Source organism: Egibacteraceae bacterium, assembly GCA_035540635.1.
GTDB lineage: Bacteria > Actinomycetota > Nitriliruptoria > Euzebyales > Egibacteraceae > DATLGH01.
Map to the genome: position 1 here is coordinate 16,661 of DATLGH010000049.1, position 24,079 is coordinate 40,739.

The window sequence follows — 24,079 nt, forward strand, 5'->3', positions numbered from 1 at the left end:
TACCGCGACTACGGGGTGCGGAACGCGCAGCAGATGATGCGCCTGCTGACCTCGGAGAACACGTCCACATAGTGCGCGTTTACGCTGGCACAGCGCTTCTGGTCCCGGCAACGTTCGGCCCTATGGCGCCCGACACACTCACCACTCTCATCCTCTGGGGTGGGCGCCCAGCCCATGGGATGCTGAGTCCGCTGACACCGGGTCGACCGAGGCCACCGGTGACCACATCCGCGGCCGGCTCGTCGCGCTGCGCCGCGAGCGGTCGCAGAACACCGCCCGCACCTATCTACGCCGGCGTGCGGCACTTCTACCGCTGGGTGTCGCCGAGGACGAGATCGAGGCTGACCCGTGCGACGGCATCCGCTCGCCCGCCCCGGCCGAGCCCGGGAGGTCCTTGGACAGGCGCAGGACGCGCGCGGAATGGATCAGGCTGGAGGCGCCGAAGCCCATGATCCCCCGGAACACGGTCGCGCCCGCCAGGTCCTCTTGGCGCAGGAGCTCCACGATCGCCTCGTACAGCGGACGACCGTCGTGCTCATCGTCCTCGCCGATGAAGATGCGGAGAAGCTTGCCATCCTCGACGTTCTCCATGTGACCATCCTCGTCGTCGTCAGGCGAGAGCCAGGATCACTCCCGCGACCGCTGATCCTGCCAAGAGCTGGCCGCCGAGGTTGACCGCCGCCACCCGCAGTCCCACGCGACCGCCGGCCACGTGGACGCTCTCGACCATCCACGTCGAGAAGGTGGTGAACGCGCCGGCGAACCCCGTCCCCAGCACCGTCACCCAGCCACTGCTCAGGACACCGGCGTGCTGGGCGGCGACGAGTGCGGCGAACACCACGGTGCCGGTCAGGTTGACGACCGCGGTGCCCAGGGTCAGCGCCGTACCCGCGCGCGCCTGGATCCAGCCTGCCAGCTCGTACCGCGCCCATGCCCCCAGGGCCCCGGCAAGGACCATCCCCACGGCCGTCATGAGCGGCGCCCCCCCAGGCGAACTCCCAGGAGTGCGGCGCCGAAGCCCGCCGTGATGCTGCCGAGCGCATAGCCGACCGCGGCACCCGTCTGGTTCGTGCCTGCAAGACGGGCGATCTCGACCGCGAAGGTCGAGAAGGTTGTGTAGCTGCCCAGCATGCCCGTGCAGAACAGCGGGATCGTCAGCGTCGTCCGCGGCGCCGCGTGCAAGAAGCGGGTGAGCAGGTAGCCGAGCAGCAGCGAGCCCGAGACGTTCTCGACGAACGTCGCCCACGGCCACGCCCCGTCCAGCGGCAACGCCACGGCGACAAGACCGCGAAGCGCTGTGCCCACGGCTCCACCGACGGCGATGGCCAGCCGCCGGCGCCACGGCAACGGCAGGCGGCGTCGCGCCCACCGGCGGGGACGGCTCAGCAGGCGAAGGAGCAGATACCGTTCCGCGCCGTCGGGGTGGATGTGACCGTCCTGCGCCACTTGATGGCCTCCTGGGCGTCGCACAGCTCGACCAGGAGCCATCAGCCCAGGCGGGCGGTTGTCGGCGAGCCCCATCGCCTTCTCGGCGAGGCTAGCGCCCACGCGAGGCCGCGAGCTAAAGGGACATCCGGCAGCCCGCCGAACGGCTCCGCGGCATCACCGACGACTGCGGGTCGCCAGCCACAGCCCGGACCCCAGGATGAGCAGGGCCAGGCCGCCGAAGACGGCGGCGAGCGGCAGGGTGAAGGCGAGGAGCACGCACAGCACCACGCCGAGGCCCGCCAGCCAGCGCGGCCAGCGCCGTTCGGCGTCCGAGAGCGTCCAGGCGGATGCGTTTGCCAGGGCGTAGTAGGTGAGCACGGCGAAGGAGCTGAACCCGATGGCGCCGCGCAGGTCGGCCACGAGGACGACCGCGCACACGATCGCCGCGGCGGTGACTTCCGCCCGGTGCGGCGTTCGGTGTGTGGGGTGCACGGCGTCCAGGAAGCCGGGCAGCTCGCGACGGCGGGCCATCGACAGGGCGGTGCGGCTGACGCCGGCGAGCAGCGACAGCAGGACACCGGCCGCCGCGATCGCGGCGCCGACGCGGACCACCCAAGCGAACCCGGCCCAGCGGCCGGCCCCCACGGCCGCGGCCAGCGGCGCCGGCGCCTCCGCCAGGGTTTGCGGACCGACGGACAGCAACGCCGAGCCGAGGACCACCGCGTAGACCACCACGACGATGCCCAGGGCGATCGGGATGGCTCGGGGGATGGTGGTCTGCGGGTCGATGACCTCCTCACCGAGCGTGGCCAGGCGGGCGTAGCCGGCGAACGCGAAGAACAGCAGCCCACCGGACTGCAGGACTCCCCACACACCCGCAGGTAGGTCGGCGGTGAGGTTGCCGATCTGGGCGTCGCCGCCGAGTACGGTGGCGGCGACGGTCGCGGCGAGCGCGGCCAGGACGACGGCGACGATCCCGCGGGTGAGCCCGGCGGTCTTGCGGACACCGCGGTAGTTGACGGCCGCCAGCGCCACGACCGCGGCGATACCGATGGGGCGTGCCCAGTCGGAGGCGACGTACGAGCCGAAGGTCAGGGCCATGGCGGCCAGGCTGGCGGTCTTGCCGACGACGAAGCTCCACCCGGCGAGGAACCCCCAGTAGTCGCCGATGCGCTGCCGGGCGTACACGTAGGTCCCGCCGGACTCGGGGTAGAGGGCGGCGAGCTGCGCGGAGGAGGTGGCGTTGGCGTAGGCGACCAGCGCGGCAAGGGCCAGGCCGACGAGCAGCCAGCTGCCAGCGGCCGCTGCGGCGGGGCCGGGCGCGGCGAAGACGCCGGCGCCGATCATCGCGCCGAGGCCGATGACCACGGCGTCGCCGAGGGTGAGGCGGCGGGCGAGCTCGTGTCGTTCGGTCACTGGTCCACCTTCCCTGTAGAGGCCATGAGTGGGGCATGGCAAGAGGGGCCGAGGTCCGCTGGGACAGGAGAGAAATCACAGGCCTGTAGTACCGGGGCGCGACGCGGCGAAAGCGGCATGATGCCGCACCGGCTACGGCTCGGTGAGGGTCGGGGTGACGGCCTGGGTCGATCGCCCTTCGAGGACCAGCACCTGCACGCGGCGGGCCGGGCCCTCGCCTTGACAGAGGCTGCCAGGGTCGTCCAAGGCGATGCTCGCCCGCCGCGGTGCGACGGTCGGCCTCGCCCTTCACCGCCCACGCGCGGTGTCACACCTGGGCGCACGAGTTCCGCAACGCCGGCGGCAGCGAAGGTGATTGGACAGTCGCGCGCCGGCGAGACCGATCACTGCGGAGGCTGGTCCTCGTCGTAGAAGTCGAGCTGGTCCACGGGCAGCACGATCGAGGTGAGGATGTTCGACAGGTGGGCCCCGATGCGCTTGACGTACTGAGAGGCGAGCGCGACGGCGATGCTGTCCTCGCCGGGGGTTGTGGTGAGCAGGGTGTCGAGGGCTTCGTCGAGACCGTCGACGAAGGTCTGGATGGTGGCGAGCAGCCGGTTGGTCACGTCGGGGTCGCGTGTGTCGAGGGCGGCACGGACTTCGCTGAGGTGGCCGCTGGCCTGGTGGCATGCGGCGGCGAGTCGCTCGTGCGAGGGCGTGCCGGGTGGGAAAGGGCCGGCGACCCGGGCGATGCGCAACAGCTCCTTGGCGTAGTCGCCGATCCGTTCGATGTCCTTGACGATCGACATCGTTACGAGCAGCGCGGGGATGTCGGTTGCGGTGCCGTGGGTCGAGGCGTGGATGACGAGCTGGCGGCGGACCTGCTGGACGAGCTCGTTGACGTGGTAGTCGCTGTCGGACACCTGCTGGCGCAGCGTGTCGGGGTCGGTGTGGCCCAGCAGGCCTTCGCGGGCGAGCTCGAGGGTGCGCCGGTCGGCGTCGAGCATGTCGAGCAGGTGCTGCTCGATGCGCTCGAGCCCGCTGCTGTCGGCTCCGAACAACTGTCGCCAGATCATGGGTCCTCCAGTCAGCTGAGCGCGGCGACGCTGGCGAGCCGGGTGAACACGCCCGTGGCCAGCTCGAGGGTGAACAGCAGGGCGAGGGCGAAAAGCAGCCGCACGCCGCGGTTGCCCAAGCCGCGAGATGACGCTGCGCGTGCGTCTGGCACGGGTCAGCGGCCGGCGGACACGCCGAGCTCGTCGAGCAGGCTGCGGACCCGCCGCTCGATCTCGTCGCGGATGGGGCGCACCGCCGCGACGTCCTTGCCGGCCGGGTCGTCCAGCTCCCAGTCCAGGTAGCGCTTGCCCGGGACGTAGGGGCACTCGTCCCCGCAGCCCATCGTCACGACCACGTCGGTCGCATCCAGGTCGTCGTCGGTCCACTTCTCCGGCCGAGCGGCGGAGATGTCGATCCCGACCTCGGCCATCGCCTCCACCGCCGCGGGGTTGACCCGCTCGCCAGGCGCCGACCCGGCCGACAGCACCTCCACCTGGTCACCGGCGAGGTGGCGCAGCCAGCCGGCGGCCATCTGCGAGCGGCCGGCGTTGTGCACACACAGGAACAGCACGGTCGGCCTATCAGCCATCGACACTCCTCGGTTCGAAGACGAAGGTCATGGCGCGGCCACGGTCTGCTCGCGGGGCACGACGACGTCCTCGGCGGTGCGGACGTCGGGTCGGAACAGCCACCCGATCAACACTGCGGCTACCGCTGCGCCGACCAGCTGGGCGAGCAAGAAGCCGGGCACCGCGGCGGGGGCGATGCCGGTCCAGGTGTCGGTCACCATGCGAGCGACGGTGACCGCCGGGTTGGCGAATGCCGCCGACGAGGTGAAGTAGATCGCGCCGGTGATATACGCGCCGACCGCGGCCGGGACCGCCCTGACGTGGCCCGACCGCACCGCGCCGAAGATCACCACCAGCAGCCCAAAGGTCGCCACCGCCTCGCTGGCCGCCAGCGCCACGCCGGTCCGCTGCGTCGCGGCCAGCGCGACCGCCGGCTCGCCGAACAGCAGGTTCGCCCCGACGGCTCCAGCCAGCCCGCCGGCCAGCTGCACCGCCACGTAGCCGGCCGCCATCCGGGGGCGCAGCCCGCCGAACAGCGCGTCGACCAGCGTCACCACCGGGTTGAAGTGCCCTCCCGACACCGGACCGAACGTCACGATCAGCGCCGCCAGCGCCACCCCCACCACGACCGCGTGCTGGAACAGCTGCGCCGAGGCCGCCCCGTCGGACGACGCGGTGATCCCCGAGCCCACGACGGCCAGCAGCAGCCCGGCCGTGCCCAGCGCCTCCGCGACCAGCCGCCGGGCCGTCATGCCGCCGCCAGCCGCGACACACGCTCGGCGATGTCGGCGAACGCCGCCTCGAACGTCGCGCGGTCACCGGCCACCGGGTCGGGCACCGACCAGTGCAACCGCGGACGGTCGAACGGCATCCCCGCCTCCAGCGCCCGGTCGCAGACCGACACCACGACGTCCGGGTCGAGGCGCACCTCGTCGTAGCCGCGCGGCCGCCCGCGCGACAGGTCCAACCCGTAGTCGGCGGCGACCGCCACCGCCAACGGGTGCACCGCCGCCGCCGGGTTGCTCCCGGCGCTGGCCGCCCGATGACGTGTTCGCTGCCGCCACAGCCCCGCGGCGAACTGCGAGCGCGCCGAGTTGTGCGTGCACACGAACAACGGGTTGCGCACCGCCACCGGAGCCGGCCGCGGGACCAGCCGGTCCAGCGCCCCGGGACGCAACCGGACGTAGCGCCGCCGCCGGTCCCCCTCTGACACGTGGCGCTCCACCACGCCGGCCTCCTCCAGGGTGCGCAGATGGAACGCCAGCAGGTTCCAGTCCACACCGGTCAGCTCCCGCAGCTCGCCCGGTGTGCGGTCCGAGACGGTCAGCGCATCCACCATCATCACCCGGGTGGGTTCTCCCAGCGCGCGGTGCACGGCAGCCCGCTGCGCGATGGGTACCTCAGCTGCCATTGAGGTAATGGTACGAGATCGCCACCGCGGTCGCAAGCTCACGGTCCGGCGAGGGGACGTGATCCATGGAGCTGGCTCCAGGCCGGCTTGAGCCTGGATGTTGCCCGCACCACCGTCCGGCTCCGCGTGAGCTCACCAGCGCGAGCCGGTGCATTAGCCTGCACCCGACGACGGAGGTGCGATGAACCGGGAGACGTGGCAGGCACTGCGATGGCTGGTCGCTCTCGCGGTCTGCGCGCTCGTGGTCGTGGTGTCGGTCCCGCTGGCCATCGACGCGCTGACGAGCGGCATCGTCATCGGGGGCGACCCCGGGGAGGAGCAGGAGGGACGGGAGAGGGCCGTGACCCCGGCGGAACCGGCCGGGCAGGTCCCGTCTGGGCCCGTCGACGACGGCTCGGCAACCCCCGAGCTCGACTTCGCCGTGGTCGACGGCGTCGTCGGGCAGTCGACCGCGCGCACGCTCGACCTCGCCGGGGGCGCCGCCGTGCTCGTCTTCCCGCTGGTCGACGGCGACCCCGCGTGCGTCGGGACCGCGCAGCTCGAGCTCCAGCTCCTTGACGCCGATCCGACGGAGGTCGGGGTCTACGCCGCCGCGGTGACGGCGGGGGCGGACGGCGAGGAGGTCGGCGACCCGCGACGCGACGACACCGTCCACGCGCTCGCGCTCACCGACGGGTCCCCCGGCCGCCTGCGGTGGGACGTCACCGAACTCTACCGCGCTTGGGCCGGCGGGACCCTCGCGTCGCCCGGCGCGCCGTTCGCGGTGGCGGTGACTCCACCCGGCGACCCGGCGGCGCTGCGCTTCGCGGCCGCGGAGGCGGGTCCCGGCGACGCCCCGGAGCTCGTGTGGGAAGGCGTTCCCGACTGCGGCGCCTCCGCGTAGGAGCTCCCCCGCGCGACGCTTCCGTCCCCCGGCGGGTGCGTGCGTCTCAGGTTCGGTCCTCCCAGCGCGGGCGCACCCGCACCGCGATGTCGAGCGGCGTCCCGGCGAACCCGAAGGTGTCACGCAACCGCCGTTCGAGGTAGCGCACGTAGCCCGGTGACAGCTCCCCGGTCGTGAACACGCGGAAGCGCGGTGGGCCCGTCGCCACCTGCGTGGCGTAGCGCAGGCGCACGGACCGTCCGGCGTGCAGGGGCGGCGGGTTGGCGTCGACCGCGTCGGCCAACCACTGGTTCAGCCGCGCGGTAGGGACCCGCCGGCTCCACTCCTCGTACACGGCGCCGATCGCCGGCAGCAGCTTGTCGACGCCGCGGCCCGTCGCCGCGGACGTCCGCACGAGCGGCGCGTAGCCGACGAACGACAGCTTGCGGTCCCTCTCCCGCTCGAGCATCTCGCGCCGGTACTCGTCGACGAGGTCCCACTTGTTGAGCACGAGCACGAGAGCACGTCCCACGTCGAGCACCTGCCGGGCGAGCTTCTGCTCCTGCTCCCCCACCGGCTCGGACGCGTCGAGCACGAGCAGCGCGACCGCCGCCGCGTCGAGGGCCTTGACGGTGCGCACGGTGGAGTAGTACTCCGTGGCCTGCGCGCCCCGCACCCGCGCCCGACGGCGCAGCCCCGCCGTGTCGACGAACCGGTAGGTCGTCCCGTCGGGCAGTGCGACGACGGTGTCCACGGCGTCGCGGGTGGTTCCGGGACGCTCGTCGACGATCGTGCGCTCCTCACCGAGGAGCCGGTTGAACAAGGAAGACTTGCCGACGTTCGGTCGACCGATGAGGGCGACGCCGGGCACGTCCGCCGTCCGGCCCCCGGGGGGCCGCTCGAAGGCGCCGGCCTCGCCGAGGCGCGCGACGAAGAGGTCGAGCAGGTCGCCGGCACCCCGCCCGTGCAGCGCGCTGACCGGTGCGGGGTCGCCGACGCCGAGCGCGTAGAGCTCCGCGAGCTCGCTGGCCGAGCGCGCAGGGCTGCCGAGGTTGTCGACCTTGTTCGCGACGAGCTGGACCGGGCGTCCGGACGCGCGCAGCCAGCCGGCGATCTCGGCGTCCTCCTCGGTGATGCCGACGGCCGCGTCGACGACGAAGACGATGAGGTCGGCATCGGTGACGGCGGTCTCGGCCTGGGCGGCGACCGCGTCGTCGAGGCGGGACTGGCGCTGCCGCGTCGGCATCCACCCGCCCGTGTCGACGAGGGTGAACCGCCGGCGGTTCCACTCCGCGGTGTGGGTGGTGCGGTCGCGGGTGACCCCCGGGCGCTCCTCGACGATCGCCTCGCGTCGGCCGACCAGACGGTTGACAAGGGTCGACTTGCCGACGTTGGGTCGCCCGACGACGGCGACCGTCGGCAGGCCGGGCTCGACGATCTGTCGCCGCGGTGCGGGACTGCGGGGCTCGGCGGTCACGGGTCCTCGGCGGTGTCGGCAACGGGTGGGCGGTGGCGCTCGGCCAGGGTCAGGAGGTCGTCGACGAGGCTGTCCACGTCGCGGCCCGTCGTGTCGACCACGACCGCGTCGGGCGCCTTCACCATCCGGGCGGCGTCCGCGGCGTCCCGGCGGGCGATCGCCTCGGCGTGCGCGGCGACGACCTCGGGATCGCGTTCGCCGAGCTGGGCGGCGCGGCGGCCGGCACGCTCGGCGGGACTGGCCGTGAGCCACACCTTGAGCGGCGCGTCGGGCACCACCACCGTACCCGCATCCCGGCCCTCCACGACCGCCCCCGCCAGGCCGATCCCGGCCCGCTGCACGTCGAGCAACGCCGCGCGCACCGCCGGGTGCGCCGACACGGTGGAGACCGCCGCGGTGACCGCCGGTCCCCGGATCGCGTCCTCGACGTCCTCCCCGTCGATGCGGGTGCGCCCGTCGCGGCGGCTGATCGACGCGCCGGCGAGGAGCGCGGCGCACGCCGCGCCGTCCCGCAGGTCCACCCCGACGCGCAGGGCGAGGAGGGTCGCCGCCCGGTAGAACGCTCCCGTGTCGATGTGCGGCACGCCGAGGCGCTCGGCGAGCCGCGCGGCGACGGTGGACTTGCCGGAGCCGGCGGGCCCGTCGATAGCGACGAGCGTGGCGCGGCGCGTCACCGCTCGCGCCACTGGACGCCGAGGACGCGCAGGTCGTCCCAGAAGCCCGGGTAGGTCTTCGCGACGCAGCCGGGGTCCTCGACGACGATGCCGGCGACGCGGGCGCCGAGCGAGGCGAAGGCCATCGCCAGGCGGTGGTCGTCGTGGGTGGCCAGGGACGCCGGCCCGCAGGCGCCGCCGCCGTGGACGACGAGCCCGTCGGGCTGCTCGGCGACCGCCACCCCTGCCTTCGCGAGCTCCTGGGCGAGGGCCGCCAGGCGGTCGGTTTCGTGGCCGCGCGTCACCGCCGCCCCGGTGATCGTGGACACGCCGTCGGCGAGCGCGGCGAGGACCGCCACGGTCGTGACCTGGTCGGGCATGGCGGTGAGGTCGGCGTCGACCGGGCGCAGCGTCGCCGGCCCGGTGACGGTGACCGCGTCGCCTTCGCGCGTCACCGTGCACCCCATCGCGGCGAGGACGTCGGTCAGCGCCGCGTCGGGCTGGCGGGTGCCCGCGGTCGCGTTCGTCACGGTCACCGTGCCCCCTGTGCTGGCCGCGAGCGCGAGCAGGTGCGCCGCGGCGCTCGCGTCGTACTCGACGCGCCGGTCGCGGGCCGTGTAGCCGTGTCCGGCCGTCACCCGCCAGGCGCCTGTGCCCTCGCGTCCGACCTGCGCGCCCCAGTCGCGCATGACCTCCGCGGTGAGGTCGACGTAGCCTCCCGCACCGGCGCCGCGCACCGCGAGGTGGACGTCACGGCGGGCGTAGGGAGCCACGAGCAGGACGGCGCTGGCGAACTGGCTCGAGGCGGTGGCGTCGACGGTCACCCGGCCGCCGTCCAGTCCGCCGCCGGCCGCGACCACCGGCGGGTAGCCCCCCTCGTCGCGCACGTCGGCGCCGAGGCCCGCCAGCGCGGCGGTGAGCGGCCCCACCGGGCGCCGCAGCAGCGGTGGTGCCCCGGTGACGACCGCGCCGCCGGGCGCGAGCACCGCAAGGCCGGCGACGAAGCGCAGCGTCGTGCCCGACAGCCCCGCCGACACCGCGCGGTCGGGCGTGCGCAGCACCCCGCCCGTGCCCGTCACCGACCAGGCCTCGGGGGAGATCCGCACCGCAGCGCCAAAGGCGCCGATGGTCTCCCGCATCACCGTGGAGTCGTCGCTCACGAGCGGGTCGTGCAGGACCGACGTGCCCGCGGCGAGGGTCGCGAGAACGAGGAGGCGGTTCGTGACGCTCTTGCTCGTGGGCGCGGCGAGCGCGCCGGCCGCCGGACCCGAGGGGATGACCTCGACCGCCTCTGCCGCCGGGCACGGGGTCACCGCTCGTGCTCCAGGACCTCGTAGCCGATCGCCTCGAGGGCGACGCGGGCCTTCGCGGCGTTCTCCGGTCCGAGGATGGCCAGGCGCAACAGTCCCCGGCCGCCCTCGGGGGCGTGCTCCACGCCGATGTCCTCGATGTTCACCCCGGCGAGGCCCACCGTCGTGGTGACCTCGGCGAACACGCCCGGCCGGTCGGGGATGGACAGCTGCAGCTCGAGCAGCCGCCCGCTGAGGCTCTCCTTGCCGGGCAGGGCCCTGCGGGCCGCGCGCGCGTCGGACAGGGCGCGCCGCAGCCCCTCCTCGTCGGCCACCGCGAGCACCGAGCGCAGCGCGCCGATGCGCTCGCGGTAGTCGTCGAGCACCGCGACGATCGCGTCACGGTTCTCCGCGCAGATGTCGAGCCACAGCTCGGGGTTGCTCGCGGCAACCCGGGTGGCGTCGCGGAAACCGCCCGCGGCGAGCAGCAGCAGGCCGGCGTGCTCCCCGCGGGCCCGTTCGGCGGCGAGGTTCATGAGCGTGGTGGCGGCGAGCTGCGGCAGGTGGCTCGTGACGGCGACGAGCAGGTCGTGCCGTTGGGGGCTGACGGCGAGCACCCGCGCACCGAGCCGGGTCACGAGGCCGTGCACCAGCCGGTAGGCCTCGGGCTCGGTGTGGGTCGTCGGGGTGAGCAGGTACGTCGCACCGACGAAGAGGTCGGCGAAGGCGTGCGCCGCTCCGGTCTCCGCGGAGCCGGCCATGGGGTGGCCCCCGATGACGTGGACGCCGCCCGGTGCCGCCGCCTGCAGCGCCTCGACGACGCGGGCCTTCACGCTTGCGACGTCGGTGAGGATGGCCCCCGGCCGCAGCGCGGGCCCGATCTCGGCGGCGACGGCGGGCACCGCCGAGACGGGGACGGCGAGGACGACGAGGTCCGCACCCGCCGCCGCGTCCGCCGCGGAAACCGCCGGGCGGGTGATCGCCCCGCGTCGTGCCGCCTCGGCGAGCTGTCCCGGGTCGCGGTCGTAGCCAACGATCTCCTCGACCTCAGCCAGGCGCCCGAGGGCGAGACCGAGGGAGGCGCCGATCAGCCCGGTGCCGACGATGGCGACCTTGCGGGCGGTCGGGGGCACGGAGGCGCCCTCGTCGGTGGCGTCTCGCCACTGCATCCTGGGTGCCCTACTCGGGCAGGTCGCTGCGCAGCTGGCGGGCGCCGCGAAGGTAGGCGTGGCGGAGGTCGCCGCGCGGCCGGTCGGTGTGCACGTGCGCCATGACCCGGATGCACCGCGCGATGTTCGAGCCGCCGTCGATCTCCAGCTCGCGGGCGCAGAGCATCGGGACGTCGGCGATCCCCGCCTCGCGCACGGCGGCCGCGGGGAACTCGCTCGTGATGTCGGCCGTGGCGGTGAACAGCAGGCTCACGACGTCGTCGGTCGACAGGCCGTTGCGTTGCATGAGCTCGTCGAGCAGCTCGGCGGTGCGCGCGAGGACCTCCTCACGGGTGTCGGCGTCGAGCGTCGTCGCCCCCCGCAGGGCCGCCACACGGTCCCTCACGGCCGCACCCGGCCGCCGTCGCCGGCGCCGCCGCGGGCGCCGTCGGCCTGCGGCGCGTCCGGCGAGCCGAGGCCGACCGCCCGGTAGAGGTCACGCACCTCCGCGCCGGTGAGCGGCCGGTACTTGCCCGGGGAGATGTCGCCGAGGGGCAGGGGGCCGAGCTTCACGCGCGCGAGCCGCTCGACGGGGATACCGACCGCCGCGAGCATCCTGCGCACCTCCCGCTTGCGGCCCTCCGCGAGCACGATCTCCACGAGCGTGCGGTCCGCCGCCGACCCGAGCTCGCGGACGGAGCGCGCGCGGGCGGGACCGTCCTCGAGGTCGACGCCCTCGAGCAGGGTGCGCACGGCACGCCGGCGCAGCTGGCCGCGGACCTGCGCGACGTAGGTCTTCTCGACCTCGTAGCGGGGATGGGCGAGGCGGTTCGCGAGCTCACCGTCGTTCGTCATGATGAGCAGGCCCTCGGTGTCCTGGTCGAGCCGCCCGACGGGGTACACGCGGGGGTTGGCGGGGACTAGGCCCATGACGGTGGGGCGCCCCTGCGGGTCGGTCACCGTCGTGACGACCCCGAGGGGCTTGTTGAGCAGCAGGTGCACGAGGTCGGGGTTGGTGGCCACCCGCTCGCCGTCGACGGTCACCACCTGGCTCGTCGGGTCGACCTTGGCGCCGAGCGTGACGGTCGCGCCGTCGACGGCGACCCGCCCCGCCGCGATGAGCTCCTCGCAGGCGCGGCGGCTGCCGAGCCCGGCGGCGGCGAGGACCTTCTGCACCCGCTCGGGCTTGCGTTCCTGCGTCACGTCGGGTCGCCCTCGCCGTCCTGCCCGTCAGGGGAGCCGGTCGACAGCGCGTCGAGCTCGCGGCGGGCCCGCTTGTAGCCCCCGGGCGCCGGCTCAGCGGGCAGCGGCCCTCCTGAGGACAGGTCGGGCAGGGCGGGCAGCTCGTCGATGTGGGACAGCCCGAGGCGTTCGAGGAAGCTCCGGCTCGTGCCGTAGAGCAGCGGCTGCCCGGGGGCGGGGTCGCGTCCCAGCTCGGTGACGAGGCCGCGGCTGACGAGGGAGCGGACCGCCCCGTCGGCCTCCACGCCGCGGATCTCGGAGATCTGCGCGCGCGTCACCGGCTGCTTGTAGGCGATGATCGCGAGCGTCTCGAGGGCGGCCTGCGACAACCGCGCGCTCTTGCCGTGGACGACGAACCGCTCGACGTACGCGCGTGCGCCCGGGTCGGTGTAGAGCCTCCAGCCGCCGCCGGCCTCACGGAGCACGAACCCGCGTCCCTCGTCGACGTACTCGCCGCGCAGGACCTGCAGGGTGGCGGTGACCTCCTCGGTCGGCGCCTCGAGCACCTGAGCGAGCGTGTTCGCGTCGACGGGCTCCTCGACGACGAGCAGGATGGCCTCGAGGGCTTTGCGCAGGTCCGGCCCGAGCATGGCGCCGCCGCTCACGTCCCCTCCTCCGGCTCGCCCTGGTAGGCGTCCACGACGCCGAGGACCATGTCGCGCCCCGCGAGACCGTCGACGTCGTCCACCCACTCCACGGTCAGCGCCCCGAAGGACGAGGTCTGCAGGAGCTCGACGCGTTCGAGCTTGTAGAGCTCGAGGAGGGCGAGGAAGCAGACGACGACCTCGATGCGGTGCCGGCAGCCGGCGGTGAGCTCCGCGAACGACGCACGCCCCCCGGCACGGGCCAGCTCGTCGGCGACCATGCCGGCGGCCTCGCGCACGGTCATGCGCACGGGCTGGAGGTGGCTCAGGTCCACCGTCGGTTCGGGCTGCTCGGCTAGCGCGCGGGCCGCGAGCTCGGCGAGCTCCTCGGGGGTGAGCGACAGGTCGACGTCGGGGTGGACGCCTGCGAGCTCCGGCTCGAGCACCACCTGCCGCGGCAGGTAGCCCGCGGAGGCCGCAAGCTCGTCCCGCAGGAACACCGCGGCCTCCTTGAAGGTGCGGTAGTCGAGGAGCCGGGCGTAGAGCAGGTCGCGCATCTCGAGCGCGAGGTCGTCGAGCTCGGGTTCGTCGTCCCCGGGCAGGAGCCGCGCCGCCTTCAGCTCGACGAGGGTGGCGGCGATGACGAGGAACTCCGTCGTGACCTCGAGGTCGACCCGTTCCATGCCGCGCAGCACCGAGAGGTAGTCCTCGGTGATCGCCGCGAGCGACACCTCGTAGATGTCGACCTTGTGCCGTGCGATGAGCTGCAACAGCAGGTCGAAGGGGCCCTCGAAGGAGCCGACGCTGACGCGAAAGGTGTCGGGCATGGTTGGCTCGCAAGTCTAGACGCCGAGGCTGCCACCGCCCCCCAACGGACCCCGACGGTCAGCTCGGCACGCGCGTGAGGATGGTGGGAGGCGCGGCCACGGGAGCGTCGGCGAACCCGACGAGCGCGGCGAGGGTCGCCGCGCCCGCGTCCGCCGCCTCGTCGGTGCGCGCGTGCACCACCCCGAGCGGCTGCCCGGCGTCGACGCGGTCGCCCACCTCCACGCGCAGCTCGACGCCGACCGCGGGGTCGACAGGATCGGACTTGCCGGTTCGCCCGGCGCCGAGCCTCGCGGCGAGCTGGCCGACGGCACGGGCGGGAACCGCCTGCACCCAGCCCGACCGGGGCGCGTGCACGGTCGCGACCGCCGGCGCGCGCGGAAGCACGGCGCGCGGGTCGTCGCAGACCCGGGCGTCCCCGCCCTGGGCGGCGATCATGGCCCGCAGGCGCTCGCGCGCCTCCCCCCGCGCCCACCGGTCGTCGAGCTCCTCGCGCAGGGCGTCCACGGGGTGGTCGCGGACGAGGCTCAGGCCCTGCGCAGCGAGCTCGACGGCGAGATCCGCGAGCCGGCCGGAGGGGCGCGCGGCGAGCAGCTCGACAGCCTCGGCGACCTCGAGGGCGTTTCCGACCCCGCGGCCGAGCGGCTGGTCCATGGCCGTGACGAGCGCGACGCAGCGCCGGCCGGCGTCGGACCCGATACGCACGCAGAGGTCGGCGAGCGCGACGGCGTCAGCACGCGCGGGCAGGAAGGCGCCGTCGCCGGTCTTCACGTCGAGGACGATCCCGCGGGCCCCCGCGGCGAGCTTCTTCGCCATGACGCTCGACGCGATGAGTGCGGGCTCGGCCACGGTGCCGGTCGCGTGCCGGAGCGCGTAGAGGGCCCGGTCGCCCGGCACCAGCCGGTCGGACTGCGCCGCGACGACACACCCGACCTCGCCCGCGACGGCCAGCAGCTCCTCGGGACGGAGGTCGGTGCGCAGGCCGGGCACCGACTCGAGCTTGTCGATCGTGCCCCCGGTGTGCCCGAGGCCCCGTCCGGACAGCTTCACGACCACCGCGCCCGCCGCCGCGAGGAGCGGCGCGACGAGCAGCGTCGTGCCGTCGCCGACGCCGCCGGTGGAGTGCTTGTCGACCGTGCGCGGGCCGAGACGGGACAGGTCGAGCTCGTCGCCGCTGCGCACGAGGACCTCGGTCAGGGCGAGTGCATCGGCGTCGGAGAACCCCCCGGCGTGCAGAGTCCCGACGAGCGTGGACTCATCAACCCTGCCCTCGATCCAGCCGGCGACGAGGTCGGCGACGGCCATGTCGCGACCCGCCCTCAGGCGCGGGAGGCGCACCCCACGCAGCGCACCGACAGGGGACGCGCCTCGAGGCGCGCCTCGGGGATGTCCTCGCCGCAGACCTCGCAGACGCCGTAGGTCCCCTCTTCCATCTTCGCGAGCGCCGCCTCGACGTGGGCGAGGCGCTCGCGGGCGTTCTCGATGAACGCGAGCTTCTCGCTGCGCTCGGCCGTGGCGGAGGCGAGGTCGGCGAAGTTGTCGTCGATGCCCGCGATGTGCTCGATCCGCTCGCTGTGGGGGTCGGCCCCGTACTCGATCAGCTCGGCGATGACCGAGTCGCGTTCGTCGACGAGCTGCTTGCGGAGGCGGGTGAGCAGTTCAGGTGTCATGAGAACGCGTTCCTTCGACGAGAACGGCGGGAGGGTCGGCGTCGGCCAGTGCACGGGGATGGGCCTGCTCGTACACCGCCCGGAGCCGTGCACGCGAGACGAGGGTGTAGATCTGCGTGGTGTTCACGCTCGCATGGCCGAGCAGCTCCTGCACGACCCGGACGTCGCCCCCGCCGTCGAGGAAGTGGGTCGCGAACGAGTGGCGCAGCGTGTGCGGCGACACCTGGGACCCAAGGCCGACGGCATGCGCGTGCTTCTTGATGATCTTCCATCCCCCCTGACGGGTCAAACGCCCGCCCCGGCGGTTGCAGAACAGCGTGGCGTCGACGGGCGCCATGCCCGGGCGGCCGCGCACGAGCCACGCCTCCACCGCCGCGCGGGCGGGCCGGCCGATCGGCACGATCCGCTCCCGGCTGCCCTTGCCGAGGCACCGCACCGTGCGGGTCTGCAGGTCGACGTCGACGACGTCGAGGTTGATGAGCTCGGTGATGCGCAACCCTGCGGCGTAGAGCAGCTCGAGCATCGCCCGGTCGCGCAGAGCGACCGGCGCGTCGCCGACCGGGGCGGCAAGGAGGCGCTCGACCTGCTCGGTGGACAGCGCCTTCGGCAGCGCCCGGCGGGTGCGCGGGCCGGTCACCTCGGTCGACGGGTCCGCGGGGGAAAGGCCCTCCGCCACGAGGAACTTGTGGAGCCCCCGGACCGCCACGAGCGTGCGCACGACCGTCGACTGGGCGTAGGAGCGGCCGGCCGCCGTACGCTGCTCTCGGATCCAGGCGACGAAGCCGGCGAGGTCCTCGGCCACCGCCTCCAGCGGCCCGTCGATGCCTGCCGCGTCGAGGTAGGCCGCGTAGAGGGCGAGGTCCCTGCGGTAGGCGGCCAGGCTGTGCGGGGACAGCCCCCGCTCGACGGCGAGGTGGTCGAGGTAACGGTCCGCGTAGCGCGGCAGTGTCACCGTTGCTCCCTCTTCAGCCGTCGAGCGCCTCCGGCAGCGGGGTGTGCGCGAGGCCGTGCGCCTCCGCCACACCCGCGTTCGTCAGCAGCCCGTCGATCGCGTTGATGCCCTGCGCGAAGCCCTGGTCGCGCCGCGCCGCCCTCCGCACCCCCTGCCCGGCGAGGCGCATCACGTACGGCAGGGTGGCGTTCGTCAACCCGTAGGTCGACGTGCGAGGCACCGCTCCGGGCATGTTCCCCACGCAGTAATGTACCACTCCGTGTTTGACATAAGTCGGCTCGGCGTGGGTGGTGACCCTGCTCGTCGCGGCGCACCCGCCCTGGTCGATGGAGATGTCGACGAGCACGCTCCCCCGGGGCATCGACGCGACCATCTCCTCGGTGAGGACCTGAGGCGCCCGCGCACCGGGGACGAGCACCGCACCGATGACGAGGTCCGCGGTCGTGACCTGCTCCTCGAGGGTGAGGCGGTTGCTCGCGAGCGTCGTGATGCGCCCGGAGTGCACGGTGTCGACGTAGCGCAGCTTGGCGATGTCGAGGTCGAGGATGGTGACGTTCGCGCCCATGCCCGAGGCGACCCAGGCGGCGTTGCGCCCGGCCGTGCCCGAGCCGATGACGACGACGTGCGCGGGCAGCACCCCGCCGATGCCGCCCATGAGCACGCCCCGCCCGCCGCGGGGACGTTCGAGCTCGTGGGCACCGACCTGCGGGGCCATGCGCCCGGCCACCTCGCTCATGGGCTGGAGCAGGGGCAGGCCGCCCTCCCGCCCCACGACGGTCTCGTAGGCCACCGCGGTCGTCCCCGCGTCGAGCAGCGCCCGGGTGAGGGCGGGAGCCGCCGCGAGATGGAGGTAGGTGAACACCGTGAGGTCGCCGCGCAGGTGAGTGAACTCGCGCTCCACGGGCTCCTTGACCTTCAGGAGCAGGTCGGCCGCGGCCCACACCGTCGCGGCGTCCTCGACGATGTCCGCGCCGGCGGCCCGGTAGTCGTCGTCGGACAGCGCCGAGCCCTCGCCCGCTCCGGACTGCACGAGGACCTCGTGGCCGGCCAGTGCGAGCTCGCGGACGCCGGCGGGGGTGATCGCGACCCGGTACTCCGCCTGCTTGACCTCGGTGGGGACGCCGATCCGCATGTGCCCTCCCGCCTCGCCGGCACGCCGGCCGCTCCGCCTGCCCCGAGTCTAGTGAGCGGCCCGGCCGCGGAGGCGCTCGGCGGCGAGGAGTACGCCGATGAGCGTCTTCGCGTCCGTCAGCTCACCGCGCCGGGCACGCTCGACGACGTCGGCGAGCGGCATGCGCACGACCTCCATGTCCGCCTCCTCGGCGTGGGCGGCGAAACCCGCTGGCGCGTCGACGGGGTCCAGGCCGGTGGCGAGGTAGACCGTCGTCGTCTCGTCCGTCCACCCGGAGGAGTTGTGGAACGTCACGAGCTCGGTGAGCCTGCCCGCGCCGAGTCCGACCTCCTCCGCGAGCTCACGGCGGACCGCCTCGTCGGGCACCTCCCCGTCGCTGTCGAGCTTGCCGGCGGGTATCTCGAGGGCCGCCTGACCGAATGGGTGGCGGTACTGGCGCAGCAGCACGACCTGCCCGTCCTCCTCGACCGGCACCACCGCGACGGCGTTCGGATGCTCGACGATCTCCCGGTTGACGACCTCGCCGTCGGGCATGCGCACCCGATCGACGCGAACCCGTGAGAGCTCGCCGTCGTAGGCGATCCGCGACGACTCCACCTCGTAGTCCACGAGGAAGCTCAGCGACCGGCCGGGACGGGGCTCGGCGCCGCCTCCTCCGCCGACTCGGGCACCGGCAGCCGCCCGGCCTGCGCGAGCATGCGCGCCTTGGCCGCCCCGACGAAGTCGCGGAACAGCGGCTGGGGGCGGTTGGGCCGTGACCGGAACTCGGGGTGGGCCTGCGTCCCCACGAACCACGGGTGGTCGGGCAGCTCGATCACCTCGACGAGACGGTCGTCGGGCGACAGGCCGCTGAAAACCATCCCCGCCTCCGCGAGGCGTCCGCGGTAGCGGTTGGCGACCTCCCAGCGGTGGCGGTGCCGCTCGTAGACGACCGGTTCGCCGTAAGCGGCCGCGGCCAGGGACCCCGCAGCGAGCTTGCAGGGGTAGACCCCGAGCCGCATCGTGCCGCCCATGTCGGTGACGTCGCGCTGGTCGGGCATGAGGTCGATGACCGCGTGGGGGGTGTCGGGGGCGAACTCGCTCGAGTTCGCCTCGGTGAGCCCGAGGACGTTGCGCGCGAACTCGACGACCGCGACCTGCAGACCGAGGCAGATGCCGAGGTAGGGCACGCCACGCACGCGGGCGTGACGGGCGGCGGCGACCTTGCCCTCGATGCCCCGCACCCCGAAGCCGCCCGGGACGAGCACGCCGTGCACCCCCTGCAGGGCCCGCTCGGCGGCACCGGGGGCCTGCAGGTCGTCGGCGGGCACCCACGCGACGTCGACCTCCACGCCGTGGTGGAGGCCGGCGTGACCGAGGGCCTCCACGACCGAGAGGTAGGCGTCGGGCAGCGCGACGTACTTGCCGACCACCGCGATGCGCACCGCGTCGCGGGGGTGCAGCGCACGCCGCACGAGGTCGATCCAGCCGGTGAGGTCGGGTTCCACCGTCGGGTCGAGGCCGAGCTTGCGGACGACGAAGCGGTCGAGCCCCTCGTCGCGCAGCACGAGGGGCACGCTGTAGAGGCTGTCCGCGTCGTGGACCGACACGACCCCCTCGAGGTCGACGTCGGAGAGCATGGCGATCTTGCGCTTGAGGTCGTGGCCGATGGGGCGTTCGCTGCGCGCGACGACCGCGTCCGGCTGGATCCCGATCGAGCGCAGCTCCCGCACGGAGTGCTGCGCCGGCTTCGTCTTGAGCTCGCCGGTCGGGCCGATGAACGGCACGAGGGCGCAGTGGACGTAGCAGATGTTCTCCCGGCCGACGTCGTAGCGCAGCTGCCGGATCGCCTCGAGGAAGGGCAGGCCCTCGATGTCTCCTACGGTGCCGCCGACCTCGGTGATGACGACGTCGGCGTCGTCGGCGAGCGCGAGGATGCGCGACTTGATCTCGTTCGTGATGTGCGGGACGACCTGCACGGTCTCGCCCACGTAGTCGCCGCGCCGCTCCTTGGCGATCACCGCCGAGTAGATCTGGCCGGTCGACACGCTGGCGGAGCGCGGCAGGTTCTCGTCGATGAAGCGCTCGTAGTGGCCGAGGTCGAGGTCGGTCTCGCCGCCGTCCTCCGTGACGAACACCTCACCGTGCTGGAAGGGGTTCATGGTGCCGGGGTCGACGTTGACATAGGGGTCGAGCTTCTGGAGGGTGACCCGCAGGCCGCGAGCCTTCAGCAACCTGCCGAGCGAGGCGGCGGTGATCCCCTTGCCGAGCGAGGACGACACGCCACCGGTGACGAGGATGTGCTTGGCCACGCTGATCGAACCTCCGGACTCACTTCGCAACCGTCACCCGAGCGCTGGGCTCGGGCGCAGAGCTCGGGGCTGAGCTCGGGGGGAAGGCGGAACCGCGCTGCGCAGCCTCGGCCACCGTAGCAGCACTGGCGCCGTCGCCTCAACGACCCTGCGCCGCCCCCAGGGCGGGCGCCGCCGCCGGCTCGTTCGGGTCGGGCGGGCCCGGCTCACCCGCGGGCTTGACCTCGATGTGGACGTGCGGCAGCCGGCTGTCGAGCTGCGCGTCGACGGCCCGCCTGAACGGGAGCGGGCGCACGAGCCCGAGCGGTGTCTGGGCTGCTGCGACGACGTCGCCGGGGGCCACGGCGGGGCGCTGGAGGTGGACGACGACGACGTGCAGGCTCGGGCGGTCCGCGGCCTCGATGACGACCCGGTAGTCGCGGACGCCGCCTTCCATCGCGTACTCGCGGACCTGGGCGACCCGGCCCGCGACGGGGGCGAGCACGGTCGCCTCGGGTTGCAGGACGATGTCAACGGCGCTCGTGGCCGCGCGCGGCTTCCCCTCGGAGGCGAGCACGACGTAGTCGGGCCCCCGCACGTCGCGGGGCGGCTCGTACCGGTGATGGTCGTTCGCGAGCAGCCGCCCGACGGGGCGCAGCTCGAGCGCCTCGGCGCGAGTGCCCTCGCCGAAGGCGACGAGGACCGGCTCGAGGTGCGGCAGCGCGAGCGCGAGCTCCTCGCCGTAGGCGAACGTCGCCCCGGGCCTGACCCGGCTTTCGCTGCGCGACGCGCGGACGGATCCTTCCCCGGCGGGGCGGTTGGGGACGGGCTCGACCGCGGAAGCCGGGCCGTCCGATGGCGCGGGCTCCTCGGAGCCGGAGGCGGCGAACCCGAGCCAGGCCAGGGCGACGACTCCCGCCGCGAGCGCCGCGATCATCGTGCGGGGCAGCCGCGGTCGGCGGCGTGCCGGCCCGGGCCCGCGGCGCACGGGGACGCGGCGACGGCGGCGGGTGGGGTTCCCGCCGCCGCCCAGCGACTCGCTCAACCGCCCGAGCGCACGAAGGTCGGTGGACATGGGGAGTAGTCATACCACAGCGGGGCGCCGCAGGCGCCGTCTCAGCGTTCGGTCGTCGCCGCCCGCGCCGCCGATCGCAGCTCGGCGGCGTGGTCGACGGCGGCGGCGCTGTCGGGGTCGCCCGACAGCATGCGTGCGAGCTCGGCGACGCGGCCCGGCTCGTCGAGGCGGCGCACCGCCGCCACCGTGCGCCCGCCCTCTTCGGCCTTGGCCACGACGAAGTGCGCGTCGGCGAAGGCGGCGAGCTGGGCGAGGTGGGTGACGCAGAGCACCTGGCGCCCCCGCGCGAGGCGGGCGAGCTGGGAGCCGACGGCGCGGCCAACCCGGCCGCCGATCCCGGCGTCGACCTCGTCGAACACGAGCACGGGGGTCTCGTCCGCGTCGGCGAGGGCGAGACGCACGGCTAGTGCCACCCTGCTGCGCTCCCCCCCGGAGGCCGCCTTGGCCAGCGACAGGGCCGGCTCGCCGGCGTTGGCGGACAGCAGCAGCTCCACCCGGTCGGCGCCGTGGGGGCCGGGCTCGACCGGCTCGAGCCGGACCTCGAGGCGGGCGGCGGGCATGGCGAGCTCGCCGAGGTGGCCGGCCACCGCCTCGGCAAGGCGTTCGCCGGCGGCCCGGCGGGCGCCGGTCAGCCGCCCAGCGGCCTCGCGCACCTCCGCCTCCAGCCGCGCGGCCTCGGCCGCGAGCAGCCGGGCCCGGTCCCCCGACCCCTCGAGGGCCAGCACCCGCTCACGTGCGGCGTCGGCGTAGTCCGCCACCGCCGCGGCATTCTGACCGTACTTGCGGGTCAGGCGGGCGAGCGCGGCGCGGCGGGCCCGCAGCTCCTCGAGCCGCCCGGGATCCGGTTCGACGGACGCGGCGTAGCGCCGCAGCTCGAGGACGAGGTCCTGCGCCTCAGCCGCGAGCGCCTCGGCACGGGCGGCGAGCCCGTCGAGCTGCTCGTCGATGCCGGCGGTGGCCCGCAGCGCCGCCACGCCCGCCCCGAGCGCGTCACGCGCGCCGCCCTCGTCGGCGACCGCAGCCGCGGCCGTCGCGGCCGCCTGGGTGAGGGTTTCGGCGTGCTCGAGCCGGCGCAGCTCGGCATCGACGGGCCCCTCCTCGCCGGCCTCGGGGGCGACGGCGTCGATCTCGGCGAGCTCGAAGCGCAAACGGTCGAGTTCGCGCGCCCGGTCGCGTTCGTCGTCACGCAGGCTCGCGAGCTGCGCCCCGACCTCCCGCCATGGGCGGTGGACGGACGTGTACGCGTCCGCCGCCGCGGCGACCTGTGCACCGCCGAACCGGTCGAGCAGGCTGCGCTGCACCGCCGGCGCGGACAGGCGCACGGACGCCGACTGGCCGTGCACCTCGACCGCCTCCCCGAGCGCCGTCGCGAGCGCCGAGGCCGGAGCGAGGCGTCCGCCGAGCCGCGCCCGGCTGCGGCCCTCGCCGAGCTGGCGGGTGACGACGAGCTCGTCGTCACCGTCCTCGAGCCACTCGGCCGCAGCCGGCGGGGTTGGGCGCAGGACGGCCTCGACGACCGCCGCGCCCGCTCCGCCGCGCACCCGGTCGCTGTCCGCTCGGGCGCCGAGCAGCAGCTCGATCGCGGACACGATCATGGTCTTGCCAGCGCCGGTCTCGCCCGTGAGGACGTTCAGGCCTGGAGCCAGCTCGAGCGTCACCTCGTCGATGACGCCGAGGTTGCGGATCATCAGCTCGGAGAACATCTCGGGCGCAGTGTAGGAGGAGGCGGGCGCGGGCAGCGCTCACTGCAACCCGAACTTGCGCCGCACCCTCCCGTAGAAGTCCGACGCGCCAAGCCGCACCATCCGCACCGGCGCGGCTCCGCGGTGCACGACCACCGAGCCCCCGTCAGGCACGGCGAGCGGTTCCCGGCCGTCGAGGCTCACGACCGCCGCCGGACCGGCGACGGGGCGCAGCGACAGCGACTCGCGGGGGTCGACGACGAGGGTCCGGTCGAACAGCGAGTGCGGCGCCACGGGCACGAGCAGGATCGCCTCGACGAGCGGCGACAGGATCGGCCCGCGGGCACTGAACGCATACGCCGTCGACCCCGTGGGCGTCGCGCAGATCATCGCGTCGGCGGGCACGCGCGCGAACAGCGTGTCGCCGACCCGGACCTCGATGACGATGAGCCGCTGGGGCACCACCCGCTCGACGGAGGCCTCGTTCAGCGCCCAGCTCGTCGCGACGGTCCCCCCGGACGCGTCGCGCACCTCAACGGTGAGCGTCATGCGCTCCTCGACCGTGAACTCCCCCGCGACGATCCGGCGCAGGGCGGCCGGCACGTCGGCGACCTCGACCTCGGACAGGAAGCCGAGGCGACCGAGGTTCACCCCGAGCAGCGGCAGCCCGCGGTCGCGGGCGAGGTAGGCGGCCCGCAGGAACGTCCCGTCCCCGCCGAACACCACGACGACGTCGACCTCCGAGCAGAACGCCGCGGCATCACGAGCGTCGACCGCGGCGCTCACCGGATCGAGCTCGGACGTCCCGGCCAGCCAGCCGTCGTCCACGCAGCCGACGAGCCGCACCCCGGTGTCGCGCAGCGCCTCCACGGCTGCCGCTGCGGCGGTCCGCGCGACCGGCCGCCCTCCGTGGACGACGATGCCGACGACCTTCGGGGGCGTGCCGTTAGCCGGTCCCCGGGGCGCGTTCACGCAGGCGGCCCGCAAGGGGTCACGGCGCGCCGCCCGGCCGGCGCACGCGCCGGGGCGGCCGCCCGGGCCGCAGCCTGTCCGTCGACGCCCTCCACGGCGGACATGCTAACGATCCTCGTCGCGTTCCTGGGGGAGCGACCGGCCGGTGACCGCCAAGCCCGCCTCGACGGCGCCCGCCACGACGGCCCCGACCGGCTGCGCCGCTCCGACCCGCAGGTGGACGAAGAACTCGACGTTGCCCGACGGTCCCGGCAGGGTCGACGCCGCGGCGCCGGCGAGCCCGAGACCGGCCGCGCCACCGGCGGCCACCACGCCGGCGAGCGCCTCCCCCCACACCGCCGGGTCCCGCACGACCCCGCCCTTGCCCACCCGCCCGCGCCCCGCCTC

At 74.4% G+C, this 24,079-nt stretch carries 27 protein-coding genes and 1 riboswitch; of the genes, 1 reads left to right on the top strand and 26 read right to left on the bottom strand.

Going from position 1 to position 24,079, the window contains the following annotated elements; all coding sequences use genetic code 11:
* Positions 1–282 precede the first annotated feature (282 nt).
* The 8 genes from VM324_08635 to VM324_08670 form a co-directional block, all read right to left on the bottom strand.
* Positions 283–591: a DUF190 domain-containing protein gene (locus VM324_08635; GenBank protein HVL99343.1), complete on the bottom strand. Its 309-nt coding sequence runs from the start codon at positions 589–591 to the stop codon at positions 283–285.
* Between the two features lie 19 nt (positions 592–610).
* Positions 611–973 (bottom strand): CrcB family protein, encoded by a 363-nt coding sequence (locus VM324_08640; protein ID HVL99344.1) that lies wholly within the window; start codon positions 971–973, stop codon positions 611–613.
* The gene (locus VM324_08645; GenBank protein HVL99345.1) at positions 970–1,446 is read right to left on the bottom strand and encodes a CrcB family protein; all 477 of its coding nucleotides are present in this window, start codon (positions 1,444–1,446) and stop codon (positions 970–972) included. The genes VM324_08640 and VM324_08645 overlap by 4 nt, the downstream gene beginning before the upstream one ends.
* A gap of 25 nt (positions 1,447–1,471) precedes the next feature.
* Positions 1,472–1,534, bottom strand: a riboswitch (Fluoride riboswitch).
* A 68-nt stretch (positions 1,535–1,602) separates the two neighbouring features.
* Complete coding sequence (locus VM324_08650; protein ID HVL99346.1) at positions 1,603–2,844, bottom strand: amino acid permease; 1,242 nt, start codon at positions 2,842–2,844, stop codon at positions 1,603–1,605.
* Between the two features lie 383 nt (positions 2,845–3,227).
* Entirely contained in the window at positions 3,228–3,899 is a 672-nt protein-coding gene (locus tag VM324_08655; GenBank protein HVL99347.1) for a phosphate uptake regulator PhoU, read from the bottom strand.
* 155 nt (positions 3,900–4,054) lie between these two features.
* On the bottom strand, positions 4,055–4,468 hold the full coding sequence (locus tag VM324_08660) for an arsenate reductase ArsC (GenBank protein HVL99348.1): 414 nt from the start codon (positions 4,466–4,468) through the stop codon (positions 4,055–4,057).
* A 27-nt stretch (positions 4,469–4,495) separates the two neighbouring features.
* Positions 4,496–5,200 (bottom strand): aquaporin, encoded by a 705-nt coding sequence (locus VM324_08665; protein ID HVL99349.1) that lies wholly within the window; start codon positions 5,198–5,200, stop codon positions 4,496–4,498.
* Entirely contained in the window at positions 5,197–5,859 is a 663-nt protein-coding gene (locus VM324_08670; GenBank protein ID HVL99350.1) for an ArsR family transcriptional regulator, read from the bottom strand. The genes VM324_08665 and VM324_08670 overlap by 4 nt, the downstream gene beginning before the upstream one ends.
* 181 nt (positions 5,860–6,040) lie before the next feature.
* On the opposite strand from VM324_08670, the gene VM324_08675 reads away from it, so the two are divergent.
* Positions 6,041–6,742 (top strand): hypothetical protein, encoded by a 702-nt coding sequence (locus tag VM324_08675; protein ID HVL99351.1) that lies wholly within the window; start codon positions 6,041–6,043, stop codon positions 6,740–6,742.
* A gap of 46 nt (positions 6,743–6,788) precedes the next feature.
* On the opposite strand, the gene der is transcribed toward VM324_08675, so the two are convergent.
* The 18 genes from der to VM324_08765 all read right to left on the bottom strand — a co-directional run.
* Positions 6,789–8,198, bottom strand: a complete 1,410-nt coding sequence (der, locus tag VM324_08680) for a ribosome biogenesis GTPase Der (GenBank protein ID HVL99352.1) — start codon at positions 8,196–8,198, stop codon at positions 6,789–6,791.
* A complete protein-coding gene (cmk, locus tag VM324_08685) occupies positions 8,195–8,872 on the bottom strand; it encodes a (d)CMP kinase (GenBank protein ID HVL99353.1) in 678 nt (225 codons plus the stop codon). Before cmk ends, der begins: the two co-directional genes overlap by 4 nt.
* Positions 8,869–10,164, bottom strand: a complete 1,296-nt coding sequence (gene aroA / locus VM324_08690) for a 3-phosphoshikimate 1-carboxyvinyltransferase (protein HVL99354.1) — start codon at positions 10,162–10,164, stop codon at positions 8,869–8,871. Before aroA ends, cmk begins: the two co-directional genes overlap by 4 nt.
* Positions 10,161–11,309, bottom strand: a complete 1,149-nt coding sequence (locus VM324_08695) for a prephenate dehydrogenase (GenBank protein ID HVL99355.1) — start codon at positions 11,307–11,309, stop codon at positions 10,161–10,163. The genes aroA and VM324_08695 overlap by 4 nt, the downstream gene beginning before the upstream one ends.
* Positions 11,310–11,319: 10 nt before the next feature.
* Positions 11,320–11,694: a chorismate mutase gene (aroH, locus tag VM324_08700; protein ID HVL99356.1), complete on the bottom strand. Its 375-nt coding sequence runs from the start codon at positions 11,692–11,694 to the stop codon at positions 11,320–11,322.
* A complete protein-coding gene (locus VM324_08705) occupies positions 11,691–12,491 on the bottom strand; it encodes a pseudouridine synthase (protein HVL99357.1) in 801 nt (266 codons plus the stop codon). The genes aroH and VM324_08705 overlap by 4 nt, the downstream gene beginning before the upstream one ends.
* Positions 12,488–13,135 (bottom strand): SMC-Scp complex subunit ScpB, encoded by a 648-nt coding sequence (scpB, locus tag VM324_08710; protein ID HVL99358.1) that lies wholly within the window; start codon positions 13,133–13,135, stop codon positions 12,488–12,490. Before scpB ends, VM324_08705 begins: the two co-directional genes overlap by 4 nt.
* Complete coding sequence (locus VM324_08715) at positions 13,132–13,941, bottom strand: ScpA family protein (protein ID HVL99359.1); 810 nt, start codon at positions 13,939–13,941, stop codon at positions 13,132–13,134. Before VM324_08715 ends, scpB begins: the two co-directional genes overlap by 4 nt.
* Before the next feature lie 58 nt (positions 13,942–13,999).
* Positions 14,000–15,244: a thymidine phosphorylase gene (locus VM324_08720; protein ID HVL99360.1), complete on the bottom strand. Its 1,245-nt coding sequence runs from the start codon at positions 15,242–15,244 to the stop codon at positions 14,000–14,002.
* A gap of 14 nt (positions 15,245–15,258) precedes the next feature.
* A complete protein-coding gene (locus tag VM324_08725) occupies positions 15,259–15,609 on the bottom strand; it encodes a TraR/DksA C4-type zinc finger protein (GenBank protein ID HVL99361.1) in 351 nt (116 codons plus the stop codon).
* The gene (gene xerD, locus VM324_08730; protein ID HVL99362.1) at positions 15,599–16,561 is read right to left on the bottom strand and encodes a site-specific tyrosine recombinase XerD; all 963 of its coding nucleotides are present in this window, start codon (positions 16,559–16,561) and stop codon (positions 15,599–15,601) included. The genes VM324_08725 and xerD overlap by 11 nt, the downstream gene beginning before the upstream one ends.
* 13 nt (positions 16,562–16,574) lie before the next feature.
* Positions 16,575–17,693, bottom strand: coding sequence for an alanine dehydrogenase (ald, locus tag VM324_08735; protein HVL99363.1), 1,119 nt, complete (start codon positions 17,691–17,693; stop codon positions 16,575–16,577).
* 48 nt (positions 17,694–17,741) lie between these two features.
* Positions 17,742–18,302 (bottom strand): NUDIX hydrolase, encoded by a 561-nt coding sequence (locus VM324_08740; GenBank protein ID HVL99364.1) that lies wholly within the window; start codon positions 18,300–18,302, stop codon positions 17,742–17,744.
* Between the two features lie 8 nt (positions 18,303–18,310).
* Positions 18,311–19,984 (bottom strand): CTP synthase, encoded by a 1,674-nt coding sequence (locus VM324_08745; GenBank protein ID HVL99365.1) that lies wholly within the window; start codon positions 19,982–19,984, stop codon positions 18,311–18,313.
* Between the two features lie 139 nt (positions 19,985–20,123).
* Positions 20,124–21,038, bottom strand: a complete 915-nt coding sequence (locus VM324_08750) for a M23 family metallopeptidase (protein HVL99366.1) — start codon at positions 21,036–21,038, stop codon at positions 20,124–20,126.
* Positions 21,039–21,079: 41 nt separating this feature from the next.
* Positions 21,080–22,741, bottom strand: coding sequence for a DNA repair protein RecN (gene recN / locus VM324_08755; GenBank protein ID HVL99367.1), 1,662 nt, complete (start codon positions 22,739–22,741; stop codon positions 21,080–21,082).
* Between the two features lie 39 nt (positions 22,742–22,780).
* Positions 22,781–23,692 (bottom strand): NAD(+)/NADH kinase, encoded by a 912-nt coding sequence (locus VM324_08760; protein HVL99368.1) that lies wholly within the window; start codon positions 23,690–23,692, stop codon positions 22,781–22,783.
* A 105-nt stretch (positions 23,693–23,797) separates the two neighbouring features.
* Positions 23,798–24,079: hypothetical protein (locus VM324_08765; GenBank protein HVL99369.1), on the bottom strand; the 282-nt coding region annotated here is incomplete at its 5' end.